The organism is Polynucleobacter sp. CS-Odin-A6 (genome assembly GCF_018882095.1).
GTDB lineage: Bacteria > Pseudomonadota > Gammaproteobacteria > Burkholderiales > Burkholderiaceae > Polynucleobacter.
The window spans coordinates 316,412-338,945 of record NZ_JACVPD010000002.1; the positions used below are offsets into that span (position 1 = coordinate 316,412).

Here is a 22,534-nt window from a genome sequence, read left to right on the forward strand (position 1 = left end):
TTCTTTTTTCTCGATCAGCAAGCAAAACGCTTACTGACATGCTTCACATTCATCAAAGCCGGCATCACCTGGACGCATTGTGCAGGCTGGACCATCTAATTCTTGCGCTGCCGCTGCATCGGTACCATTCACGCCACCACCACTAGATACAGAATTCAACTGGCCGCTAGCGACGGTAGACTTCTCAACGTGGGTTGCCGCCATAGTACGGAGGTAATACGTCGTCTTTAGACCGCGCAACCATGCCAGCTTGTAGGTGTCATCCAACTTCTTACCAGATGCACCACCCATGTAGATGTTGAGTGACTGCGCTTGATCAATCCACTTCTGACGGCGTGAGGCAGCTTCAACCAACCAAGTTGGCTCAACCTCAAACGCAGTAGCGTACAAATCACGTAAATCTTGTGGAACGCGATCAATCTTGGATAAAGTGCCGTCAAAGTACTTCAAATCGGCAATCATGACCTCATCCCACAGGCCACGATTCTTCAAATCACGCACCAAATACTCATTCACTACTGTGAACTCACCTGAGAGGTTCGATTTCACAAACAAGTTTTGGAATGTAGGCTCAATACAAGCGGATACCCCAATAATATTGGAAATAGTTGCGGTAGGTGCAATGGCAACGCAATTGGAGTTGCGCATACCGTGTTGCTTAATGCTGGCACGTAAACTATCCCAATTCATAGTGGAGGAGCTATCTACCTCAAGGTAGCCACCACGCTCTGCAGCCAACAAAGCAACTGAGTCTTGCGGAAGAATACCGCGATCCCACAGCGAGCCTTTATAGGTGGTGTAAACGCCACGCTCTTCAGCCAGCTCATTGGATGCCTTATAAGCGTAGTAGCACACTGCTTCCATGGAAGAGTCTGCAAACTTCACTGCCTCATCACTTGCATAGGGGATACGCTGCATGTGCAAACAATCTTGGAAGCCCATAATGCCCATACCTACTGGACGATGCTTCAAATTCGAGTTACGTGCTTTAGCCACCGCGTAGTAATTGATATCAATTACGTTATCCAACATGCGCATTGCAGTACGAATAGTTTTTTGGAGCTTCTCATGATCCAAAATCATCTTGCCAGAGCTATCGGTAGTCATATGGGCTGTTAAGTTCACAGAACCCAAGTTACATACGGCGATCTCAGTCTCGTTTGTGTTGAGAGTAATCTCGGTACACAAGTTAGAAGAGTGAACTACGCCGACATGCTGTTGTGGACTACGAATATTGCAAGGATCTTTAAATGTGATCCATGGGAGACCAGTTTCAAACAGCATACCTAACATCTTGCGCCACAATTGCTGGGCAGGAATACGGCGGAATGGCTTTAACTCACCAGCATCTGCTTTTTTCTCATAGGCAACATAAGCCTCTTCAAATGCTTTACCGTATTTGTCATGCAAGTCAGGTGTATTCGAAGGCGAGAACAGGGTCCACTCACCACCTTCCATCACACGCTTCATGAACAAATCTGGAATCCAGTTAGAGGTATTCATATCATGAGTACGGCGGCGATCATCGCCCGTGTTCTTGCGCAACTCTAAGAACTCTTCAATATCTAAGTGCCATGTCTCAAGGTAGGCACATACCGCGCCCTTACGCTTACCGCCTTGATTAACGGCTACCGCTGTGTCGTTCACTACCTTTAAGAAAGGAACTACGCCTTGTGATTTACCGTTAGTGCCTTTGATATGACTTCCCAATGCACGAACATTGGTCCAGTCATTACCCAAACCACCAGCAAACTTAGACAAAAGTGCATTTTCTTTTAAAGCTTCGTAGATGCCATCAAGATCATCATCCACTGTTGTCAAGTAGCAGCTGGATAACTGAGGACGTGTCGTTGCTGAGTTAAACAAGGTTGGCGTGCTGGACATGAAATCAAATGTAGAGAGGATTTCATAGAACTCGATTGCGCGACGTTCACGATCCATCTCATTTAAAGACAAGCCCATCGCAACGCGCATGAAGAATGCTTGCGGCATCTCAATACGACGCTCTTCAATATGCAAGAAATAGCGGTCATACAGCGTTTGCAAGCCAAGATAGTTGAACTGCAAGTCACGACTCGCGTTCAATGCAGCAGCTAGCCTTGGAAGATCGAACTCACGCATACGTGGATCCAACAACTCCGCAGAAATACCTTCATTAATATATTTAGCGAAGTAGGTGCTGTATTCAGCTTGCATATCGCCTTGCAATACCTCGCGACCCAAAATTTCTTTGCGGATCACGTGCATCAAGATGCGTGCAGTCACTTGGCTATAGGCTGGATCTTTTTCAATCAAAGTACGTGAAGCCAAAATGGCTGAGTCGTACACTTGAGCCATCGGCACGCCATCGTATAAATTCTTGATGGTTTCTGTGATGATTGGGCTTGCATCGATGTTATTTCCAAGGCCTTCACATGCTGCCTCAATAATCGTGCGCAAAGCAGCCATATCCAGCCACTTTTCTTCGCCGTTATCCAAAACCTTGAGACCGGATTCGCCAACCTGGGTAGCTGCTTGAGTTTCTTGAGAGATGCCCTGTTGTGTAGCACGCTCTTGATTGCGCTTTTCACGATAAAGAACATATGCACGCGCTACGTTGTGCTCACCACTGCGCATCAAGGCCAACTCCACTTGATCTTGGATATCTTCAATATGGAAAGTGCCGCCATTTGGACGACTACGCAATAAAGCGCGCACTACTGCATGAGTTAATTGCTCAACTTGTTCCCGCACGCGCGCAGATGCAGCACCTTGACCACCATTAACCGCCAAAAATGCTTTTGTTACTGCAATTGCGATTTTAGATGGCTCAAATGCCACTACAGAACCGTTGCGGCGAATAATTTTGTAATCTGATAGTTGGGTCGCTTGACCGCCACCTACTCCACCGGCAACAAAACCAGCAGAGGGGGCTTGATTCATCGCTTCCGATGGATTCATTCCTGGGCTATTTGTGCCGGCAGCCTGTGCTGCTGTCTGTGGGTTGGCATATGTCATATTTTTCCTGCTTATATATATAGTTATTTGGACAAAAATCTTTAAAAACAATGGGGTATTGCTATATTCAAACACTACATCTAGTGTCTTGAAGCGAATTAGCTACTAAGTATAGGGAAATATTTGGAATTTGGTAAGATATTTCTGATGAATATTTATAAGTATTTTTCCCTATATTTTCAATAAATTAGGATCTATTTTGGTGCGGATTTTGCAACCCTTTTTAGCCAAAGGGGAAGAAAGTGAGCTTGTGCTCACATACGAATTATCAGCCCTAGCGGGATCGCAGCCCAAAGGGTAATTTCTCGATAGAAATGTTGTTTTTAGTTTGAAATTTTTTCCAGTCAAACTGAATGCCTGGGTCAGTTTTTCTTCCTGGTGCAATATCGCTGTGTCCAGCGAACTGTAGATTAGGGTGAATAGCCTGAAGTTGAGAGCTCAGTTGAACCAGTGCATCATACTGAATTTCTTCAAAAGGGATCTCCGAATCTCCCTCTAACTCAATGCCAATCGAAAAATCGTTGCATTTTTCACGGCCAAAAAAAGAGGAAAGGCCGGCATGCCAAGCTTTATTTTGAGTGGAAACAAACTGAAAAACCTCGCCATGACGGGAGATTAAAAAATGACTTGAAACTTTCTGATCAGCAATCTCTTCAAAATAAGGATGGAGAGAGGGCTCTAGCTTGTTTTGGAAAAAATCCACGATTAATTGGGTGCAACTCTGGTCTGCAAAACCTCCGGGAGGCAAACTAATGTGATGGATCACCACTAAATCGGGGCTAATGCCTTCTGGCCTGGTATCGTAATTTGGTGAAGTGCGCCAGCGAGCAGAACCAAGCCAGCCCCCTTCATCCAATTGATGGAGATGCTCTTGGGAGCAGTAAAAGCGCCCATCGTGAGCGATCGCATTTGGCTGAGGTAGATGCACTTTGCAGCACTGACATTGCACCATTGCCTCTGGAGCGATAACGCTTTCCGCCTGACGAGACCGAGGATCAGAAGACTTGTTGAGAGTATTTTTTGCCTGTTTTTTACCCTTAAACCATAGGTAAAAAAGTCCGATACCCGCAATTAATAATAACCACTTAAACAAGGGTCATGCTTTCTGCAGAACCACTTCCAGTACAAACCGACTACCAACATAAGCGAGTAATAAGATAACGTAAGCGCTCAAAACCCAGCGAATTGCTGCCCAACCCCGTAAGCCGACCCACAAACGGGCTATCAGTAAGCCCGCAAACAAGATCCAGGAAACGAGCGCAAAAATCGTTTTATGATCAAGCACTAAAGGCTTGCCAAATAAAGCCTGTGAAAAAAATAGACCAGAGAAAACGGTCAGACTTAAAAGTGCAAAACCAACATAAAGTAAATTAAATAGCAGGCCTTCCATCGTCAACAAGGGGGGCAAATCTTCCAACCAACGAGCAAGACGACTATTAGGGACAATCGCTAATTGACGATGCAAGGCGCGGTCGTAAACACTCATCAGCATGGCCTGCATAGCCGCTAAACTCAATAGACCCACTGAAATTGTGGCCACAATAAAGTGCGCCTTGAACCAGGGGTCTGAAACTGCCACAGGAGAAATTAATACCCCTGGGAAAAAGATTGGGAGCAAAGAACAAAATAAAGCAAACAATATTGACATCCAAAGCAAGCTAGCGATTGGCAAAAACCAGGATTGGAACCAATAAAATATGAGTCCCACCCAAGCAATTAAAGACAAATCCTGTGCAAATCCAAAAACAAAACCTTGGGGTGTAAAGACGGAATCATGCAATTCAATTCCATGTACTATCAAAATCACGAAAATACCCGCTTGCACTAACCCAGCAGAAAGAGCAGATTCCTTGGTCAAGCTAGCTCTCTGGCTCAAAACGAGCAGTAAAAGCAAATAAAGGACTGGGGGAAGCCAGCCGTAACTTGAGTAACCTAAAATGTCCATACATAAAGTCTAATCGATAAATGCTAGAGAATCTCACCGACCGCCTATCTCGTGTTGTTAAAACAATGCGGGGACAAGCTCGCCTCACCGAAAGCAATACCGCAGAAATGCTGCGGGAGATCCGTCTGGCCTTGCTGGAGGCAGACGTAGCGCTTCCAGTCGTTAAGTCTTTACTGGAACAAATCAAATTTAAAGCCCTTGGTGAGGAAGTGGTTGGAAGCCTCAGTCCAGGTCAAGCGCTTGTCGGAGTAGTGCAACGTGAACTGGCTCAAGTCATGCGGGGTGACACCACACAAAGTGGCGACCTCAATTTAGCAACGCAACCGCCAGCGGTAATCCTAATGGCAGGTCTGCAAGGGGCCGGTAAAACTACTTCCGTAGGCAAGCTGGCCAAGTTTCTTCAAGAAAAGAAGAAAAAGAAAGTGATCACCGTTTCTTGTGACGTTTATCGTCCTGCAGCGATTGAGCAGCTAGAGACCGTCACAAAACAAGTTGGCGCTGAATTTTTCTCCAGCAATGTCAACCAAAAGCCGAGTGAAATTGCGGCGGCAGCATTAGATTGGGCGCGACGCCACTACTTTGATGTTCTCTTGGTGGATACAGCAGGGCGTTTAGGTATTGATGAAGCCCTAATGCAAGAGATCAAAACCTTGCATGCCAACCTCAATCCAATTGAAACCTTATTTATCGTTGATGCCATGCTGGGTCAAGATGCCGTCAATACAGCTAAAGCCTTCCATGAAGCTCTGCCACTCACTGGCGTCATCCTTACTAAGCTAGACGGAGACTCGCGGGGAGGCGCCGCACTTTCTGTGCGTCAAATTACTGGAGTACCACTCAAATTTATCGGTGTTGCAGAAAAAATGGATGGCCTTGAGGCATTCGATGCCGACCGAATGGCCAGCCGTATTTTGGGTATGGGCGATATCCTTGCGCTAGTTGAGCAAGCCCAGCAAAACGTTGATGTCGCTAAAGCAGAAAAATTAGCCAGCAAGATTTCTAAAGGTGGATTTGATTTAGGAGACTTTAGGGATCAACTGGTACAGATGCAGCAAATGGGAGGTATGGCCAGCTTGATGGACAAGCTACCCAGTCACATTGCACAAGCAGCATCCAAAACCAATTTGAGTGCAGCTGACAAGCAAACTAAACGCATGCGCGGCATCATCGATAGTATGACCCCAAAAGAACGGGCTAAACCGGAGTTACTTAAGGCTACTCGCAAGCGTCGCATTGCGGCTGGCGCGGGCGTCGAAGTACAAGAAGTCAATCGCTTGCTTACCCAGTTTGAACAAATGCAAACCATGATGAAACAGTTTAAGGGCGGCAAGATGGCACGCACCATGGCATCTATGGCCGCTAAAGGTGCCACCAAAGGACTTGGTGGGCTTTTTAAAAAGTAATCCTTAAACGAGGTTGAGCTTAAGCAATCAATTGCTTGGCTGCATCCACTGCACTAATCACTGTGGCTTTAGTTTCCGAGAGTGGGATAAGTTGAGACTCTGCATCAGTACGGCCTTTGAACTCTACCTGAGAGTCTGCCAAGCCACGATCTCCAATTACCACGCGATATGGCACACCGATCAGTTCCCAATCTGCAAACATCGCACCCGGTCTCTCGCCACGATCGTCAAGTACAACATCTACACCAGAGGCAATTAATTCATCATGAAGTTGATCGGCGGCGACTTTGACCGCTTCGGATTTGTCATACCCCATTGGACAAATTACCACCTCAAATGGCGCCATCGAAATCGGCCAGATAATCCCGCGTTCATCATTGCCCTGTTCAATTGCAGCACCTAGTAAACGAGTAACACCAATGCCGTAACAACCCATTACCATCGGCTGTGCTTTACCTTGTTGATCTAAATAAGTGCAACCCATTGCCTCTGAGTAACGCGTACCCAATTGAAATACATGGCCTACCTCAATGCCGCGACAAATATCCAGCACGCCTTTGCCATCAGGTGAAGGATCCCCTACAACCGCATTCCGTAAATCGAGCACCAAAGGTTCTGGTAAATCCCGGCCCCAGTTCACACCCGTTAAGTGATGACCTGCATCATTGGCGCCACAGACAAAATCAGACATATTGGCAACAGTCCGATCAGCAACAATCGTGACATCGGCGCTAACGCCAACAGGACCTAAATAACCAGCTGGTGCATTACATGCTTGCTTAATCTCTGCTTCACTTGCGAAGCGTGATTCAAGCATGCCTGGAATCTTGCTGGCTTTGATTTCATTGAGCTCATGATCGCCGCGTACTAGCACCATAAATAATTTGGCCGGACCTTCTTTTTGGTCAGCCGCAAACAATAGCGACTTCACTGTTTTATCAATTGGCAACTTTAAAAATTGGGCAACATCTACACAATTTTTTTGCTCGGGTGTTGCCACTTTACTCATAGACTGAGTTGCGGTAGCGCGTGCCGGAATTAATGAGAGTGACTCGGCGGCCTCTAAATTTGCCGCGTAATCAGATGTTGGGCAGTACACAATTGCATCTTCCCCGGTATCCGCAATTACATGAAACTCTTGACTGCCTGATCCACCGATAGCGCCGTTATCTGCAGTGACCGCACGGAACTTGAGCCCCATACGCTTAAAGATACGCGTGTAAGCATCAAACATGATTTCATAGGACTTCTTTAAGCCCTCAGTATCGCGATCAAATGAATAAGCATCTTTCATGCTGAACTCACGACCACGCATGATGCCAAAACGAGGGCGACGTTCATCACGGAACTTCGTCTGAATTTGATAAAAATTGATTGGGAGTTGTTTATAGCTTTTGATCTCATTACGCGCTAAATCCGTCACTACCTCTTCAGACGTCGGCTGAATTAAAAAGTCACGATCATGACGATCTTTGATGCGGAGTAATTCTGGCCCCATCTTTTCCCAACGGCCGGTCTCTTGCCATAACTCTGCCGGCTGAATCATTGGCATCAGCAATTCGATTGCACCTGCGCGATTCATTTCTTCGCGAATGATATTTTCTACCTTACGAATCGACTTCAAGCCCAATGGCAAATAGTTATAAATACCCGCGCTGATTTTGCGAATTAAACCGGCGCGCACCATGAGTTTGTGGGAAACCACCTCAGCGTCGGAGGGGGCTTCTTTTAGTGTGGCGAGAAATGACTGTGAGGCTTTCATGTATGGATATAATCAAATCATTGATTTTAAAGGATTTGAGGCACGATCTCATGCTTGACCGTGAAGGGTATCGACCCAATGTCGGCATAGTCCTCCTTAATAGCCATAACGAGGTTTTCTGGGGAAAACGCGTTGGGCAGCATTCGTGGCAGTTCCCCCAAGGTGGGATTCAACATGGTGAAAGCCCCGAGCAGGCCATGTATCGCGAATTGCATGAGGAAGTTGGCTTGCTACCAGAACATGTCCAAATTATTGGGCGCACTAGGGACTGGCTTCGTTACGATGTCCCAGAGGAGTTTTTGCGTCGGCAACATCCCTCCAAAACCCATCGGGCAAGCTATCGCGGCCAAAAACAAATCTGGTTTTTATTGCGTTTAGTGGGTCAAGATAGCGATATTCACCTACGCGCCTCTGAGCACCCAGAATTTGATGCTTGGCGCTGGATCCCTTTTTGGATTCAATTGGACTCTGTAATTGACTTCAAGCGCGAAGTCTATCAATTGGCTCTCTCTGAACTTGCTCGCTACCTATCCCATGGGATTCGCATGCAACAATTGGCTTGGGGATCTCCGCTGGATCTACTTCAATCCTTTTATAAGGATGAAGTAAATCAGCTCACAGAAGTAAAACCTACTGATAAGCCATGATGACACTCTCTATTCGTAGCATTCCACTCCTCCCCATTAGCTTGGCCTTTTGTTTAACTTTGGCGGGATGCGCAGGGGATCCCCTAGAAAGTGGCGTTGATCCATTTGCGCCAATGGTTTTCAAAGAGGGCGTAACTGCAATGCCTCTAAATCCACCAAATGCAACCACCATCCAACCTTTTTACGTATCTCAACAAACCATTTTTAAGTTTGCGGTGGATACCGACTCCATTTTGATCGGGAATGACGGTGTGACGAGATATATCGTTATTTTGACGAGCCCTAATGGCAACAGCCAAGTGCAGTATGAGGGTATTCGTTGTGATTCATTTCAGTGGCGTCTATATGGCACCTTTGAAAGTGGTACTTGGAAAGAAAATCCACTATCTAGTTGGCGGCCTATCCAAGATCGAACTCCAAATCGCTATCAAGCGGCCTTAGCGCAAGGGGCGTTCTGCAACTTTAATTCTCAAGAAAAGAACATCAAGACCATCATTAAATCGCTGAATCCCAATGGATTTACCGGTCAGACTAAGCCAACGAATTCATTTGGATTGATGAACTAGATTGGCATTGAATTCATTGTGTTGTGATTTCAATAGCTAAGTGGCGGCTAGATGAGTGCCTATCTTTTCACCATTCATCAATCGCGTAAGGACATCCAACTCGCGCCCGCATGCAATGACAGTAACCGCCCCAGTTTGAGCTGCCACCTTGGCGGCCAATACCTTAGTCAGCATGCCGCCTTTACTGAGCTCACTACCAGCACCACCCGCCATTTTTTCTAAGGTAGGATCCCCCGCCACTGCATCGCTTAATAATATGGCGCTAGCATCGCGTCTTGGATCTGCTGTAAATAAGCCACCTTGATCAGTCAAGATCACCAGCAAATCCGCCTGAATCAGATTAGCAACTAGGGCGGCAAGGTTATCGTTATCGCCGAATTTAATTTCATCGGTAACAACCGTATCATTTTCATTAATGATGGGAACTACGCCTAACTTCAGCAAAGTCTCTAGAGTACCCTTAGCGTTAGCATTACGCTCTGGATGCGCTAAATCCGCATTGGTTAATAGAATTTGTGCGCTACGTAAATCAAAACGCGCAAAACAACTCTCATAAACCTGCACTAAGCCCATTTGACCGACTGCAGCTGCAGCTTGTAGTTGGTGAATCTCTTGTGGACGCTTTGTCCAACCTAGACGTTGCATTCCCTCGGCAATGGCACCGGAGCTCACCATTAATACTTCATGGCCGGCACTTAACAAGGTCGCCATCTGCTCAGCCCACATTGCAATCGCAGCATGATCTAAGCCTTCGCCATTATTGGTGACAAGACTTGAACCCACTTTGACAACAATCCGTTTTGTTTTCTGAGTATTCATAACAAATGCGCAATCGAATGAGGGCTATTTAATCTGGGGCTTTGTCTTCTAGCGGAGCTTGATCTTGATAACGAGGATCAGCTGCACGCTCATCTGCATCGTCACGATCTTTGCGAACAGAATCCAAATAGTCCTGCAAAGAGTAGCAAAGCTTATCGCATCCTAGGCCTGTTAAAGCAGAAATCTCAAATACAGGTCCCTTCCACTTAAAGCGCTTAATGAAATCTGCCACTACTTTCTTACGATCATCCTCAGGAATCATGTCGACTTTATTCAACACCAACCAACGCGGTTTCTCAACCAAGGCTTCATCGTACTTACGTAATTCATTGACGATCGCTATAGCATCGGCTACTGGATCAATATTCTCGTCAAATGGGGCGATATCCACCAAATGCAACAGTACGCCAGTGCGTTGTAAATGCCTTAAGAAGCGATGACCTAGACCAGCACCCTCCGCGGCACCCTCTATTAGACCGGGAATATCCGCAATCACAAAGCTGCGCTCAGCCCCTACGCGCACCACACCTAAATTAGGATGAAGAGTTGTAAATGGATAGTCGGCGATCTTCGGACGCGCATTCGATACCGCAGTAATTAAAGTAGATTTACCAGCATTAGGCATGCCCAATAAACCTACGTCAGCCAATACTTTTAACTCCAACTTGAGTTTGCGACGCTCACCATCCTTACCATTGGTTTTCTGACGTGGAGCGCGATTCGTACTGCTCTTAAAGTGAATATTGCCCCAGCCACCAACGCCACCTTGGGCCAAGCAAAGACGCTCACCATGGGTAGTTAAGTCCGCAATTGGCTCACCTGTTTCGTAATCAGAAATAATCGTTCCAACCGGCATACGCAATTCAATATCGTCACCCGCGCGACCATAGCAATCCGCACCACGACCTGGCTCACCGTTTTTTGCGGTGTGAGTCTTGGCATAGCGATAGTCGATCAACGTATTAATGTTGCGATCGGCAGTAGCCCAAACGCTTCCGCCTTTACCACCGTCGCCACCATCAGGACCACCAAATTCGATAAATTTTTCGCGGCGCATAGAAGCACTTCCGGCGCCACCTTGGCCGGCGATGACTTCAATACGCGCTTCGTCTATAAATTTCATGAATAAAAAAGGCCTCGCAGTAGCGAGGCCTGTTCCTAAGAGTTAAATTCGGAGTGAATCTGAATCAAACGGGTCTCAGTCAGGCGCCTTATGAACGCGGGAGAACTGAAACCTGGGCCTTCTTCAAAGCACCCTTAACGCCAAATTCCACTTGTCCATCAACTAAGGCGAACAAGGTGTGATCTTTACCGATGCCAACGTTTGCACCTGGATGAACCCGTGTGCCACGTTGACGAATGATGATGCTGCCAGCATTAATTTGCTCGCCGCCAAATACCTTAACGCCTAAGCGTTTCGATTCTGAGTCGCGGCCATTTCGTGTCGAGCCGCCGCCTTTTTTCTGTGCCATATCTTTCTCCTGCTATTGAGCCGTAAGCCTAAATTAGGCTTTAATCGTGTTAATCAGAATTTCTGTGTAATTCTGACGATGGCCTTGGTGCTTTTGATAATGCTTGCGACGGCGCATCTTAAAGATTGTCACTTTATCGTGACGTCCCTGGGAGACGACAGTGGCCATCACAGCGGCACCATTAACCAGTGGATCACCCAATTTGAGTGAAACGCCTTCGCCTACGGCGAGGACTTGGTCAAGTGTGATTTCGCTGCCGATTTCCGCTGGTATCTGTTCTATTTTCAATTTTTCGCCTGCAGCAACTTTATACTGTTTGCCACCGGTTTTTATGACCGCGTACATGGTGTGAAACCTCAAATTAATTCTACATTTAAGCTAATCCACCCTGGATGAGCTAAGCCGATTATTATATCTTGCATGATGACTAGTGTCAAAACCAATGAATTAAGCCAAATTCTGGCCCCAATTGCCTTAGATTTCAAGGCTTTAGACGAGGTTATTCGCTTGCGGCTAGCCTCTAAAGTCGCTTTAATTGACCAAATCTCCAGTTACATCATCCAAGCAGGTGGTAAAAGAGTGCGCCCAGCCCTTCTGTTGCTGGTCAGTAAGGCCCTTGGAAACGATAAAGAAACCCCCCACGCCCTAGAACTAGCAGCAGTAGTGGAATTTATCCATACAGCCACCCTTCTGCATGATGATGTTGTTGACGAATCTACCCTCAGAAGGGGTCTAGAAACCGCAAATGCCGCTTTTGGGAATGCCGCAAGCGTGCTAGTGGGTGACTTCCTGTATTCCAGAGCATTTCAGATGATGGTGAAGCCCAACGACTTGCGGGTAATGGAAATTCTCTCGGATGCAACGAATACGATTGCCGAGGGAGAAGTTTTACAGCTTCTCAATATGAATGACCCTGAAGCAGATGAAGACAGTTATCTCCGGGTCATTCGCTATAAAACGGCTAAGTTGTTCGAAGCCTCCACAGAGCTTGGGGCCATTTTGGCTGAGGCCAATATCAGGCAAAGAGAGCAATCTGCCGCCTTTGGTCGCCACATTGGCACTGCCTTCCAATTAATGGATGATCTACTGGATTACACCGCTGATGCATCCCAAATGGGTAAAAATGCGGGCGATGACTTAAGGGAAGGCAAGCCCACACTACCGCTGATTTATCTTCTTGAGAATGGTAGCAACGAAGAGCAATTATTAGTACGCGCAGCCATTGAGCAAAATCAAGATTTGCCAAATGACGTCTTTGTACGAATTCTGAGTGCAGTTCAAAACTCAGGCGCTTTGGACTACACCCAAGCCGCAGCAAAACGTGAAGTAGATCTTGCGCTAGAGTGCATCAAAGACTTTCCGCAAAATCAGGCAACAGCAGCATTGCGTGCCTTGTGCCAATACTCTCTATCTAGACAGACTTAAGCACCAACACTTTTTACCCTAAGCTCTCGTGCGGTAATGCGGGCTTTTTCTGCTTCTGCGCGCAAACGTACAATTTCCTCAGGCAAAAGTCGATCTAAATTGGAATAATCTGATTTCCATGAAGGGTCAGTCGACCAGACTAAAGGCGACTGCATCGTAGTTTGTGGGCCTGAAGCATGCTCCAGAAGGTGCAAAGCCAATTCAAAATTAGCGTCTTGAGATTGAAGATTGTTGGGTAACGCCGCAGCATTACCTAATGGTAGATCGCTGAACAAAAAACGGGGCACTCCACAGTGCTCCACAATATCTTTTGCTGCGCCCATGATGACTGTAGGTATGCCAGCTTCCTCCAAATAACGCGCTAATAAACTTTGGCTTTGGTGACAAATAGGGCAATTGGGAATTAATACCGCAACATCAACCTGATCAGCACGCATCATCCTTAAAACCAGTGGCGCATCTATATCCAAGGTATGACGCTGACTACGATTCGTAGGTAGGCCATAAAAGTGTTTTGATAGGGACTTAATCAGTCCGGCCCCTACCGCCCGCTTCGCCGCATTTAATGGAAACCAGCAATTAGCATCTGTCATGTTCGCGTTGCGCCTATCAATACCTACGTGAGCAATGCGCAAATCATGCTCTCTATCGGTCGGTAGAATATACGGCTCATAAAACTTGGCAGCCGCATTGTATGGTGCCCCTGATCCCTGTGGACCCTTACTTAAATCAAAAGGCACAGCCGTAGTGACTAAACCTAAAACGGATTGATTGAGAGGTTTACCTAGTGGAGCAAAGGGAGTGTCAAGATAGTGCGCCCATACGTAGGGCGTTTCATATCCTAAGCCGAGATAAAAATTTCGGGTGCGTTCGATATAAGAAACGGGCTGATCCAATTCAGAGCTCTTAGCCATCAATACATCCCTGTAAGATATTACTAATTCAAAATTCACTATCGGGAGAATGAATTATGGCTCAATGGCTCAGATTTCAACATCAAGGTAAACCAGGCTTAGGACAAGTTCAAAGTGATCAGATCGCTGTGTATTCGGGCGATCTGTTTAATCAACCTCAATCTACCGGTGAAATACTAGCGCTAGCGGATGTCACCATTGATATCCCTTGCATTCCATCCAAAATGGTTGCCATGGTGGATAACTTTCATGCACTGGTCACTAAGCTCGAACACGCAGTGCCAGCTGAGCCTTTGTATTTTCTCAAAGGCAATAACTCTTTCTTAGCTGCCAATCAAATCATTCGTGCGCCAAAGTCCTATTCTGGGAAAGTAGTTTACGAGGGTGAACTCGGAATTGTCATTGGCCAAGCTTGCTACGAAGTAGATGAAGCGCAAGCAGCCAAAGCCATTTTTGGTTACACCTGTATTAACGATGTCACTGCCATTGAGATTTTGAATCGAGATCCTGGATACGCTCAGTGGACACGCTCTAAGAGCTACAATACCTTTGGTGTTTTTGGTCCGTATATCACCACCGACGTGGACCCAAGTAAGCTCACTATCAAAACCATTTTGAACGATCAAGAGCGTCAGAACTACCCCATCACTGATATGATTTTTGCACCAGCAAAATTAGTAAGCCTGATTTCTCAAGATGTGCCATTACAAGCTGGTGACATCATTGCCTGCGGAACTTCTGTTGGCGTTGGCTCAATGAAGCCTGGCAGCAATGTCAGCATCATTATTGATGGCGTTGGACGCCTAGATAATCGCTTCGAATAAAAAACCTCACCATGTTTAGTGGGGAGGTTTTTTAATGCTTCAATCTTAGAGATCGTTAGTCTAAATACAATTTTATTTTCTAGTACCCTGAAACTGATGGCAATGCCAAGCTACCTTTAGAGGCCTGAACATTTTCATCAAGATACTTAGTCAACGCAAAGACGGTGTCGAGGCAAGGTGTTGGTGTCTCGGTGATCTTGCCAAGCTCAATAACCGAACCCAACAAAGCATCAATCTCCAAACTACGACCAGCCTCTAAGTCTTGCAGCATAGATGTTTTGTGTTTTCCTACTTTTTCAGCGCCTGCAATACGACGCTCAATATCTACCCGGAAAGTAACGCCCAACTTTTCGGCAATCGTTTGTGCCTCGGCCATCATATTGCGAGCCAACTCTTTGGTGAGGGGGTACTGACAAATACCCTCGAGAGTGCCGTGAGTTAGCGAGCTGATTGGATTAAAGGTCATATTGCCCCACAATTTCAACCAGATTTCAGAGCGAATATCCTCCAAGATAGGTGATTTAAAACTTGCAGCCGTCATCATCTCGGACACCTTCTGAATACGCTCAGTTTGCTTGCCATCTAACTCACCTAGTGGAAAGCGATTCCCCTCGACATGTCGAATTACACCGGGAGCTTGAGTGAAGGTAGCTGGATAGACTACGCAACCAATAATATTGTTTGGGTTGATGGACTTCTTGGCTACTCCGCCAGCATCCACTGTTTCAACCGAATGATCTTGGTATTGACCGCCTAGCTTCTGGAAATACCACCATGGAATTCCGTTTTGCATCGGAATCAAAATTGTTTCTGGCCCCATGATTGCAGCCAAGTCTTCAATGATTGGCTCTACTTGATGCGCCTTCACCGCTAAAATAACAACATCAGGAGTTTCTGCTTCTCTAATTTTTTCCACCGCCTTTACTTGGGCAACTAAAGGCTCAGGCTGGTCATCCATAATTAATGCTAGGCCACGCTCTTTAATCGCAGCCAATGTAGCGCCGCGAGCAACCACCGTCACTTCATTGCCGGCACGCGCCAACATGACAGCAAGGTAACCGCCAATAGCGCCCCCTCCACCGATCACACAGATTTTCATAGGAATCCCATCAAGATAAAAAATTCTCAATTAATATCATATTAGAGAAGATGTTTTTGCAACGCAATAAATTGAATATCCAACTTAAGGATGCTCCTAGTTACTAGATACGTTAACTCGCTCTTAACTGAGTCCTAGGAACCAAACCACCCAAAAGCATGCCTGCAATGCTAGCCAAGAGCCCAGCCAATTGTGGAGGAAGAATAGCGTGGGGCGCCAGAATTTCGCAAGCAATCCAGACGGTAAGCCCTCCCAACACTGCCAATAAGGCTCCAAGCGAGTTAGCTTTGGACCAATACACCCCAAACGCAAGTGGTACAAAAGCAGCGACTAGGGTGACTTTGTATGCGCTCTCCACCATCTTAAAAATCGATAATTCGGAGTTAATCGCAAAAAAGGTGACGGCGAGTGTAAAACAGAGAACCGTAATGCGCATGACCTTCAATAGCTCGTGATCAGACAAGTGCTTAAAAAAGCCTCTCACAATGTTTTCAGCAAACGTCACTGAGGGTGCAAGCAAGGTGGCGCTCGCACAACTCTTAATGGCTGAGAGTAATGCCCCAAAAAACATAACCTGGGCAATCAATGGAGCGTGATTCAGGATCAGCTGAGGCAAAATCATTTGCGGATCAGTATCGAGGTATCGCTCCACCAAGCCTGGATCAATGATGGTTGCTGAATAAGCCAGGTAAAGCGGGACAAAAGCAAAGATGAAATACATTACCCCGCCCAATAAGGCTGCTTGTACTGCAATGTTCACATTCTTAGATGAGGTAATTCGTTGAAAGACATCTTGCTGAGGAATCGAGCCCAACATCATGGTGCATAAGGCAGCCACAAAGCCCAAAATGGAGGTGAGATTCATATCCGGCCAGAAATTAGAAAACTGTCCAGCCGCGGCTGCATGCTCAATTACAACGCCAACACCCCCCGTTTGAGCCGTCAGCTCGCCGCCAATATAGAGCATCCCCACCACAATGATGATCATCTGAACGAAGTCAGTGATCGCAACTGACCACATGCCGCCAAAGAGGGTATAAATTAAAACACTGCCCGCGCCAATCAACATGCCACCAGTTTGTGAAATGCTGCCGTCAGAGACAACATTAAAGACCAAACCTAAGGCTTTAATCTGTGCTGCAACCCATCCTAAATAAGAAACCACAATACAGAGTGTGACTAAAACCTCTACCGTACGATCATATTTTTCTCTAAAGAAATCACCAATCGTGAGCATGCGACGGTTATACAGATGGCGAGCAAAAAAGAGTCCGACCAAGATCAAACACATTGAAGAGCCAAAAGGGTCGGAAACAATTCCACCCAGACCCTCCTTCAAGAAAGTAGCCGGAATGCCCAATACTGCTTCTGAGCCAAACCAGGTGGCAAATACGGTCGCGGTAACAATTGGCAATGGAAGACTATGACCAGCTGCAGCAAAGTCCGCGGTGTTTTTAACCCGAAGCGCAGCCCAAAGACCGATGCCTACAGATACCACCCAATAGATGACGACAAACCAAATCAACATCGCCCAATTTCTCCTTCAGGTTTTTGAACAAATTATATGGCTTTGTTACTTATGTCATTTAATCAAGGAGCACCAGCTATGGCTGAGTCTGTCTGACATAATTCAGGGGTGAATTCAATCCTAGAGAACCAAAACACTGATATAGCCTATCAAAAAGCGATTCTGGGTTCTGTATCGCGTACTTTTGCGCTGACTATTCCCCTGCTTCCCCCTGCAATTGAAATCGTTGTGGGCAACACCTACTTGCTGTGCCGCATCGTCGACACAATCGAGGATGCGGCTCAAATTAGCCCAACAGAGAAGCAGGGTTTATCAAAACTATTCTTAGATGCTGTGCTTGGCACCATTCCAGTAGCGTCATTCGTAACGCCCTGTCTAGGGGCTTTGAAAGGCTATTCCAATAGGGATGAACTTGATTTAATTGCTCATACCCCAACTGTGCTGAGCATTCTCCGCACCTTTCCCAATCGTGATCAGGCGGCTATTAGTCGTTGCATTGCGATCATGTCTGAAGGCATGTCCCATTTTCATAGTCGACAATCACGTACAGGTCTTAAAGACCTCGCTGAATTTGAAGAATACTGTTATGTCGTGGCAGGCGTAGTTGGGGAGCTGCTTACTACGATCTTTGGTCACCACTCCCCTGAATTTGCGCAAAATATCGCTGGGAATGAGCGGCTCGCTTTAGCGTTTGGTCAAGCCTTGCAAATGACCAATATCCTAAAAGACTCGCCAGAAGATTGTGCACGCGGAGTTTCATGGAAGCCCGCTCAGATGAGTCAAACGGAGTTGCTCAAGATTGCCTACGAAAAACTACAGGACTCGCTTCAGTACATTACGTTGATCCCTACTAAAGAGGTGGGTATGAGGCGTTTCTGCTTTTTGGCATTCGGCCTTGCGGTCATGACCTTAGAAAAGATTGCTGCTAGACAAGAATTGAGCGATCAAGCCTTACTAAAGGTCTCTAGAAATAGAGTTTGGATTTTCTATGGCTTCACCAAAATCGCTGCCGGCAATAACTTCCTCATGCAATCATTTTTTTATACCGCCTCTGGTCGCTTGAGAAGACTTGCAGTAGAGGCAAATTAAGGTACACCTTCATGCTTTAAAAGCCATACTTTGACTTGGCGATAAAAACCAGGGCTATCTTCTTTCATAAAGCCCCCAAGCCCTTGTGCAGAAACTACCCTGTGGCAGGGGGTAATTAAAGGGTATGGATTGGCACCACAGGCAGTCCCAACTGCGCGAGGTCCACTATGAATCATTTTTGAGATCTCGCCATAAGTAATCGTATTACCCACCTGAATACTCTGAGCGACTCTCCAAACCTTTTGCTGGTGAGCAGTGCCAGCAGGCTTTAGGGGGAGGTCAAAAACAAATGCGGCATTGCTGAAATAGTGCTCGCACTGTTTTAAAAACGCTTTCGCTAATTGGTTGCCTGGGGCACTCAAGGCGGTATTTGGCAACAAATAATCAATTTTTGAGATCATCAAACTGCCATCCACCAACTCTGTTTTCGCACCTAGGCGGCCAAAAGGGGCTGATATGACGCAATATTCTGTGGATTTAGGGGTCAGCATCCAGAAGATTCTGACATAGATTGAAGAATGCGGTCATCCGTTTTTCCAAGATACCTATAGCTAGTGAAATCGCTCTTTGCTATATTGGTTGCTCCTTATTCTTTGCAGGCATAACTCATGGACACCTTTTTTGATGATTGGCCTTTTATTGGCCAAGTCGCATTAGTCCTATTTTTACTCGCACTCTCTGGCTTTTTTTCCATGGCCGAAACTAGCATGCTGTCAGCCAATCGTCATCGCCTGCGAGCTATGGCAAATGGCGGTAACGCTGGGGCTGCACTTGCCGAGAGGTTATTAAAAAGAATTGATTCGCTACTATCCGTTCTACTCATCTCCAATAACCTCATCAATACGATCCTACCCATCTTAGTTACCGGGATTGCGCTCCATATTTTTGGTGATAGCGGCCTAGTACTGTCGATCGCCACCCTAGTGGTTGCACTACTGATTATTATTTTTAGTGAGATCACGCCAAAAGTGATCGGGGCAGCCTTTCCTGAAAAAATTGCCAGCAATGTTGGCTTTGTCATCCTACCCCTCACCTTCTTACTAAAACCACTACTCTGGTTCATTAACAGCTTTGTATCGGGATTAATGAGAGTTTCTGGACTTCAAACCTCAACAGACAATAGAGTAATGAGTAAGGAAGAATTACGTAGTCTAGTACTTGAATCTAATCGCTTTGTCTCTACTCACCATCGCAATATTTTGCTCAATCTATTTAATTTAGAAAATATTTTGGTTGATGATGTGATGACACCTCGCTCGAAGATTGAGGCACTTGATCTCTCAAGACCGATTGATGAAGTAGTGCAGCAGCTAGAAACTTGTTATCACAATAAATTACCAGTCTGCGATGGTGACTCTGAACGGATTGTTGGAATTCTTTCAGTAAAAAAGGCACTTTCATTGCTAGGTAATCTAGAGCTTCATCACGAAGACTTTCGGGCTCTACTAAACGAGCCCTACTTTATCCCAAGCGGAACACCTGTTCTGCAGCAGATGCAATTCTTTCAAGACAACCAACAACGTTTAAGCCTAGTGGTTAATGAATATGGTGAAGTACTTGGTCTAGTTACTTTTGAAGATATTGTTGAAGAATTGATTGGTGAATTCACAACCTCATTCTCGAATCTTTCAAATGATCCTCGCTGGTTGGCAGATGGAACTTATTTAGCTAGTGGCACTGCTTCATTACGAGATTTAAACCGCCTTCTCAATCTAAACTTACCCTTGGATGGCCCGCGTACTTTGAATGGTCTTATCCTAGAAAAATTAGAGGCTATTCCCGATTACGATGTGAGCATTCGGATTGCGGGCGTTGTAATGGAAATCGTGCAGTTTGATGAGCATGCTGTAAAAACCGTGAAGTTATATAGACCTATCGCTAAACTGAATCCAGATTGAGCGAGCTTCTGCATGACTCTCACATCATTCGGACCTGGTATGAAATTGCTGTCAATGCACTAACTACGCGGGCTACTGATATCCATATTGAGGCAAGATCTCAAGAAACAGTAGTGCGGGTGAGAATAGATGGTCGCCTTGCATTACAAAACCAATATCCGATTGATTTGCACGAGCGTCTAATTACACGCATCAAAATATTAGCTCGTCTTGATATTGCAGAAAAGCGTCTACCTCAAGACGGGCGCCTGGCTATTGGCCATGACTTTAGCCATCCCAATATCGATTGCCGGGTATCCATCCTTCCTACTTTGCATGGCGAAAAGGCGGTAATCCGCATACTGCCTAGCCGCCTGGACGAGCTTGCGCTAGATCAAATCGGACTGCTTCCAGAGCAACTCGAGATATTTCACACTGCCATTCATCAGACCAATGGCTTAATTTTGGTGACAGGGCCTACAGGCAGCGGTAAGACACGCACCTTATATAGCTGCCTGAGTGCATTAAACCAAGTGCAACGTAATATTTGCTCTGTAGAGGATCCCATCGAAATCCGCCTTCCAGGTATCAATCAAGTTGCCTATCACCCAAAAGCGGGTTTAGATTTCCCTACTATTATTCGCGCCCTATTGCGCCAAGACCCTGACGTCATCATGATTGGTGAAATACGCGATGCCGCAAGTGCACAGCTCGCCATTCAAGCAGCACAAACAGGTCATTTGGTTCTCAGCACCTTGCATACACGCAATGCAATTGGAGCTCTCAGTCGACTCAACAGCTTGGGCATAGACCAAGAGTCCATTGAGTCCTGCCTGCGCTGTGTAAGCTCTCAAAGACTTGTCCGTAAACGCTGTGAACAGTGCCATCAGATTCCTAAGCGAGCTCCTTGCCATCTTTGCAAAGGTTCGGGATATTTTGGTCGCATTGGTGTTCATGAAGTTTTAGGCAGCAAACACTTACTGGAATCAAGTCACCCTCTGGATATTTACTCCGCAGGCATGGAATCAGTTAAAACAGGTTTAATCGACCAGATCTCTTTAAATTCAGAGCTGGGCACTTGGCATTAATGGGAATATTTTTTAATCAAAGACTCAGTCAGTCTGAGCAACTGCATTTCGCAGAACAAATGCTCTCCCTTCTTCAGGCTGGGCTCCCCTTGCTAAATGCCATTGCGCTATTAATTCAGTCTGCACCAAAATCTTGGCAGGCATGGTTAGAAGAGATCCGCTCTCTTCTTCAAAAGGGGCATAGTTTTTCTTTTTGCTTGAGTGCGCAAGATGGAAAATTTTCCCCAGAATTTTCAAACCTCATTAGAGTCAGTGAGCGATCGGGCGATCTAGGTTTAGCGCTTCGGACAATTTCCGCGCAACTGGAAGCACAAATAGAATTGCGCAGAAAAGTCCAGCAGTCTCTGACTTATCCTATGATCACTTTAGCCACCTCTTTCTTGCTGGTAATAGTAATGATGGTTTGGGTTGTGCCCGTTTTTAAGGAGGTCTTTGGACATTTTCAGGCGGAGCTGCCAGCGCCCACCAGAATACTCATTGTCATTTCTTCGGGTATCCAGGATTACTACTTAGAATTAGTGACAGCCACTCTAATTCTAAGTGCTGGCTTTCTATATGCATGGCTCAAATCCAGCGCACTCCAAAAGTCCTGTGATGCTCTCTTCTTGAGGATTCCATTTTTGGGGAATTTGTTTAGACTGGCAACGCTCAGCCATTGGTGTCGAACTTTAGGTCATTTATTGGAAACTGGCTTACCTCTGCCAGATGCGCTAAGAGTTACTGCGCAATCTTCTAATCACTGGGTAAGCCATGACTTTAGTGCTGAAATATTTAAACATCTGACTCGTGGATGGCCTTTGGGTGAGTCTCTTAAACGAGCAGACCCAAAGTCACGCCTACTTGATGTAGAGACCCTATTACTACTTCATATTGGCGCTGAAAGTGGCGGATTGGCTGAGATGCTAAATAAGCGTGCTACTACTTTAGGCTCACAGTTGAGCAGTCAACTAAATACCCTTAGTCAGAGCCTAGAGCCTGCACTGATTCTTTTTGTTGGAGTCATCATTGGCACTTTAGTCATAATCCTCTATCTACCCATCTTTAATTTAGGGCAAATTGTTTAATGGATCCCAAAGCCA

Annotated in this window: 20 protein-coding genes and 1 pseudogene; 9 read left to right on the forward strand and 12 right to left on the reverse strand. The window is 46.0% G+C overall.

Annotation, left to right across the window (positions count from 1 at the left end; all coding sequences use genetic code 11):
• Nucleotides 1-30 precede the first annotated feature (30 nt).
• The 3 genes from ICN15_RS06310 to ICN15_RS06320 all read right to left on the reverse strand — a co-directional run bounded on the left by ICN15_RS06310 (nucleotide 31) and on the right by ICN15_RS06320 (nucleotide 4,855).
• A complete protein-coding gene (locus ICN15_RS06310) occupies nucleotides 31-2,940 on the reverse strand; it encodes a ribonucleoside-diphosphate reductase subunit alpha (protein ID WP_370625429.1) in 2,910 nt (969 codons plus the stop codon).
• A gap of 331 nt (nucleotides 2,941-3,271) precedes the next feature.
• Nucleotides 3,272-4,090, reverse strand: a complete 819-nt coding sequence (ampD, locus tag ICN15_RS06315; protein ID WP_255532890.1) for a 1,6-anhydro-N-acetylmuramyl-L-alanine amidase AmpD — start codon at nucleotides 4,088-4,090, stop codon at nucleotides 3,272-3,274.
• 3 nt (nucleotides 4,091-4,093) lie between these two features.
• Nucleotides 4,094-4,855, reverse strand: coding sequence for an inner membrane protein YpjD (locus ICN15_RS06320; protein WP_255532891.1), 762 nt, complete (start codon nucleotides 4,853-4,855; stop codon nucleotides 4,094-4,096).
• Between the two features lie 107 nt (nucleotides 4,856-4,962).
• Here ICN15_RS06320 and ffh point away from each other — a divergent pair, with 107 nt between their 5' ends.
• Nucleotides 4,963-6,345 (forward strand): signal recognition particle protein, encoded by a 1,383-nt coding sequence (gene ffh, locus ICN15_RS06325; protein ID WP_216201845.1) that lies wholly within the window; start codon nucleotides 4,963-4,965, stop codon nucleotides 6,343-6,345.
• Nucleotides 6,346-6,364: 19 nt separating this feature from the next.
• Here ffh and ICN15_RS06330 read toward each other — a convergent pair whose 3' ends face one another.
• Nucleotides 6,365-8,107 carry a proline--tRNA ligase gene (locus tag ICN15_RS06330; protein WP_216201848.1) on the reverse strand — a complete coding sequence of 581 codons (1,743 nt, stop codon included), beginning with the start codon at nucleotides 8,105-8,107 and terminating at the stop codon, nucleotides 6,365-6,367.
• 50 nt (nucleotides 8,108-8,157) lie between these two features.
• Between ICN15_RS06330 and ICN15_RS06335 the strand changes: the two genes are divergently transcribed.
• Nucleotides 8,158-8,754, forward strand: coding sequence for an RNA pyrophosphohydrolase (locus tag ICN15_RS06335; protein WP_216201849.1), 597 nt, complete (start codon nucleotides 8,158-8,160; stop codon nucleotides 8,752-8,754).
• Complete coding sequence (locus ICN15_RS06340) at nucleotides 8,751-9,320, forward strand: CNP1-like family protein (protein WP_255532892.1); 570 nt, start codon at nucleotides 8,751-8,753, stop codon at nucleotides 9,318-9,320. Before ICN15_RS06335 ends, ICN15_RS06340 begins: the two co-directional genes overlap by 4 nt.
• Before the next feature lie 42 nt (nucleotides 9,321-9,362).
• Here the strand turns inward: ICN15_RS06340 and proB are convergent.
• The 4 genes and pseudogenes from proB to rplU all read right to left on the reverse strand — a co-directional run.
• Nucleotides 9,363-10,139, reverse strand: a pseudogene (proB, locus tag ICN15_RS06345) (glutamate 5-kinase); the annotation flags it as partial.
• A 28-nt stretch (nucleotides 10,140-10,167) separates the two neighbouring features.
• On the reverse strand, nucleotides 10,168-11,262 hold the full coding sequence (obgE, locus tag ICN15_RS06350) for a GTPase ObgE (RefSeq protein ID WP_216201852.1): 1,095 nt from the start codon (nucleotides 11,260-11,262) through the stop codon (nucleotides 10,168-10,170).
• Nucleotides 11,263-11,350: 88 nt separating this feature from the next.
• Entirely contained in the window at nucleotides 11,351-11,611 is a 261-nt protein-coding gene (rpmA, locus tag ICN15_RS06355; RefSeq protein WP_062308046.1) for a 50S ribosomal protein L27, read from the reverse strand.
• 33 nt (nucleotides 11,612-11,644) lie between these two features.
• The gene (gene rplU, locus ICN15_RS06360) at nucleotides 11,645-11,956 is read right to left on the reverse strand and encodes a 50S ribosomal protein L21 (RefSeq protein WP_216201854.1); all 312 of its coding nucleotides are present in this window, start codon (nucleotides 11,954-11,956) and stop codon (nucleotides 11,645-11,647) included.
• A gap of 75 nt (nucleotides 11,957-12,031) precedes the next feature.
• Here rplU and ICN15_RS06365 point away from each other — a divergent pair, with 75 nt between their 5' ends.
• Nucleotides 12,032-13,036, forward strand: a complete 1,005-nt coding sequence (locus ICN15_RS06365) for a polyprenyl synthetase family protein (protein ID WP_216201855.1) — start codon at nucleotides 12,032-12,034, stop codon at nucleotides 13,034-13,036.
• Here the strand turns inward: ICN15_RS06365 and ICN15_RS06370 are convergent.
• On the reverse strand, nucleotides 13,033-13,950 hold the full coding sequence (locus ICN15_RS06370) for a reductase (protein WP_216201856.1): 918 nt from the start codon (nucleotides 13,948-13,950) through the stop codon (nucleotides 13,033-13,035). The two genes, ICN15_RS06365 and ICN15_RS06370, sit on opposite strands and share 4 nt — an antisense overlap.
• 56 nt (nucleotides 13,951-14,006) lie before the next feature.
• Here ICN15_RS06370 and ICN15_RS06375 point away from each other — a divergent pair, with 56 nt between their 5' ends.
• The gene (locus ICN15_RS06375; RefSeq protein WP_216201858.1) at nucleotides 14,007-14,774 is read left to right on the forward strand and encodes a fumarylacetoacetate hydrolase family protein; all 768 of its coding nucleotides are present in this window, start codon (nucleotides 14,007-14,009) and stop codon (nucleotides 14,772-14,774) included.
• Nucleotides 14,775-14,853: 79 nt separating this feature from the next.
• Here the strand turns inward: ICN15_RS06375 and ICN15_RS06380 are convergent, their stop codons facing one another.
• Together ICN15_RS06380 and ICN15_RS06385 are read right to left on the reverse strand one after the other, a co-directional pair.
• Entirely contained in the window at nucleotides 14,854-15,873 is a 1,020-nt protein-coding gene (locus ICN15_RS06380; RefSeq protein ID WP_216201859.1) for a 2-dehydropantoate 2-reductase, read from the reverse strand.
• Between the two features lie 112 nt (nucleotides 15,874-15,985).
• Complete coding sequence (locus ICN15_RS06385; protein ID WP_216201860.1) at nucleotides 15,986-17,401, reverse strand: sodium:solute symporter family protein; 1,416 nt, start codon at nucleotides 17,399-17,401, stop codon at nucleotides 15,986-15,988.
• A 108-nt stretch (nucleotides 17,402-17,509) separates the two neighbouring features.
• Between ICN15_RS06385 and ICN15_RS06390 the strand changes: the two genes are divergently transcribed.
• Nucleotides 17,510-18,490 (forward strand): squalene/phytoene synthase family protein, encoded by a 981-nt coding sequence (locus ICN15_RS06390; protein ID WP_216201861.1) that lies wholly within the window; start codon nucleotides 17,510-17,512, stop codon nucleotides 18,488-18,490.
• Here the strand turns inward: ICN15_RS06390 and ICN15_RS06395 are convergent.
• On the reverse strand, nucleotides 18,487-18,981 hold the full coding sequence (locus ICN15_RS06395; protein WP_216201862.1) for a methylated-DNA--[protein]-cysteine S-methyltransferase: 495 nt from the start codon (nucleotides 18,979-18,981) through the stop codon (nucleotides 18,487-18,489). The two genes, ICN15_RS06390 and ICN15_RS06395, sit on opposite strands and share 4 nt — an antisense overlap.
• A gap of 117 nt (nucleotides 18,982-19,098) precedes the next feature.
• Between ICN15_RS06395 and ICN15_RS06400 the strand changes: the two genes are divergently transcribed.
• From ICN15_RS06400 to ICN15_RS06410, 3 genes are read left to right on the forward strand one after another with little or no spacing between them, the layout of a single operon-like run.
• On the forward strand, nucleotides 19,099-20,388 hold the full coding sequence (locus tag ICN15_RS06400; protein WP_216201863.1) for an HlyC/CorC family transporter: 1,290 nt from the start codon (nucleotides 19,099-19,101) through the stop codon (nucleotides 20,386-20,388).
• Complete coding sequence (locus ICN15_RS06405; RefSeq protein ID WP_216201865.1) at nucleotides 20,385-21,455, forward strand: GspE/PulE family protein; 1,071 nt, start codon at nucleotides 20,385-20,387, stop codon at nucleotides 21,453-21,455. The genes ICN15_RS06400 and ICN15_RS06405 overlap by 4 nt, the downstream gene beginning before the upstream one ends.
• Nucleotides 21,455-22,519 carry a type II secretion system F family protein gene (locus tag ICN15_RS06410; protein ID WP_216201866.1) on the forward strand — a complete coding sequence of 355 codons (1,065 nt, stop codon included), beginning with the start codon at nucleotides 21,455-21,457 and terminating at the stop codon, nucleotides 22,517-22,519. Before ICN15_RS06405 ends, ICN15_RS06410 begins: the two co-directional genes overlap by 1 nt.
• Nucleotides 22,520-22,534 lie beyond the last annotated feature (15 nt).

Coding starts and splice junctions, on each gene's coding strand:
- ICN15_RS06335 (WP_216201849.1), top strand. CDS start 8,158: ATGCTTGACCGTGAAGGGTATCGACCCAATGTCGGCATAGTCCTCCTT.
- rplU (WP_216201854.1), bottom strand. CDS start 11,956: ATGTACGCGGTCATAAAAACCGGTGGCAAACAGTATAAAGTTGCTGCA.
- ICN15_RS06330 (WP_216201848.1), bottom strand. CDS start 8,107: ATGAAAGCCTCACAGTCATTTCTCGCCACACTAAAAGAAGCCCCCTCC.
- ICN15_RS06380 (WP_216201859.1), bottom strand. CDS start 15,873: ATGAAAATCTGTGTGATCGGTGGAGGGGGCGCTATTGGCGGTTACCTT.
- ICN15_RS06370 (WP_216201856.1), bottom strand. CDS start 13,950: ATGGCTAAGAGCTCTGAATTGGATCAGCCCGTTTCTTATATCGAACGC.
- ICN15_RS06400 (WP_216201863.1), top strand. CDS start 19,099: ATGGACACCTTTTTTGATGATTGGCCTTTTATTGGCCAAGTCGCATTA.
- ICN15_RS06375 (WP_216201858.1), top strand. CDS start 14,007: ATGGCTCAATGGCTCAGATTTCAACATCAAGGTAAACCAGGCTTAGGA.
- ffh (WP_216201845.1), top strand. CDS start 4,963: ATGCTAGAGAATCTCACCGACCGCCTATCTCGTGTTGTTAAAACAATG.
- ICN15_RS06340 (WP_255532892.1), top strand. CDS start 8,751: ATGATGACACTCTCTATTCGTAGCATTCCACTCCTCCCCATTAGCTTG.
- ICN15_RS06395 (WP_216201862.1), bottom strand. CDS start 18,981: ATGCTGACCCCTAAATCCACAGAATATTGCGTCATATCAGCCCCTTTT.
- rpmA (WP_062308046.1), bottom strand. CDS start 11,611: ATGGCACAGAAAAAAGGCGGCGGCTCGACACGAAATGGCCGCGACTCA.
- ICN15_RS06365 (WP_216201855.1), top strand. CDS start 12,032: ATGATGACTAGTGTCAAAACCAATGAATTAAGCCAAATTCTGGCCCCA.
- ICN15_RS06410 (WP_216201866.1), top strand. CDS start 21,455: ATGGGAATATTTTTTAATCAAAGACTCAGTCAGTCTGAGCAACTGCAT.
- ICN15_RS06310 (WP_370625429.1), bottom strand. CDS start 2,940: ATGAATCCATCGGAAGCGATGAATCAAGCCCCCTCTGCTGGTTTTGTT.
- ICN15_RS06385 (WP_216201860.1), bottom strand. CDS start 17,401: ATGTTGATTTGGTTTGTCGTCATCTATTGGGTGGTATCTGTAGGCATC.
- obgE (WP_216201852.1), bottom strand. CDS start 11,262: ATGAAATTTATAGACGAAGCGCGTATTGAAGTCATCGCCGGCCAAGGT.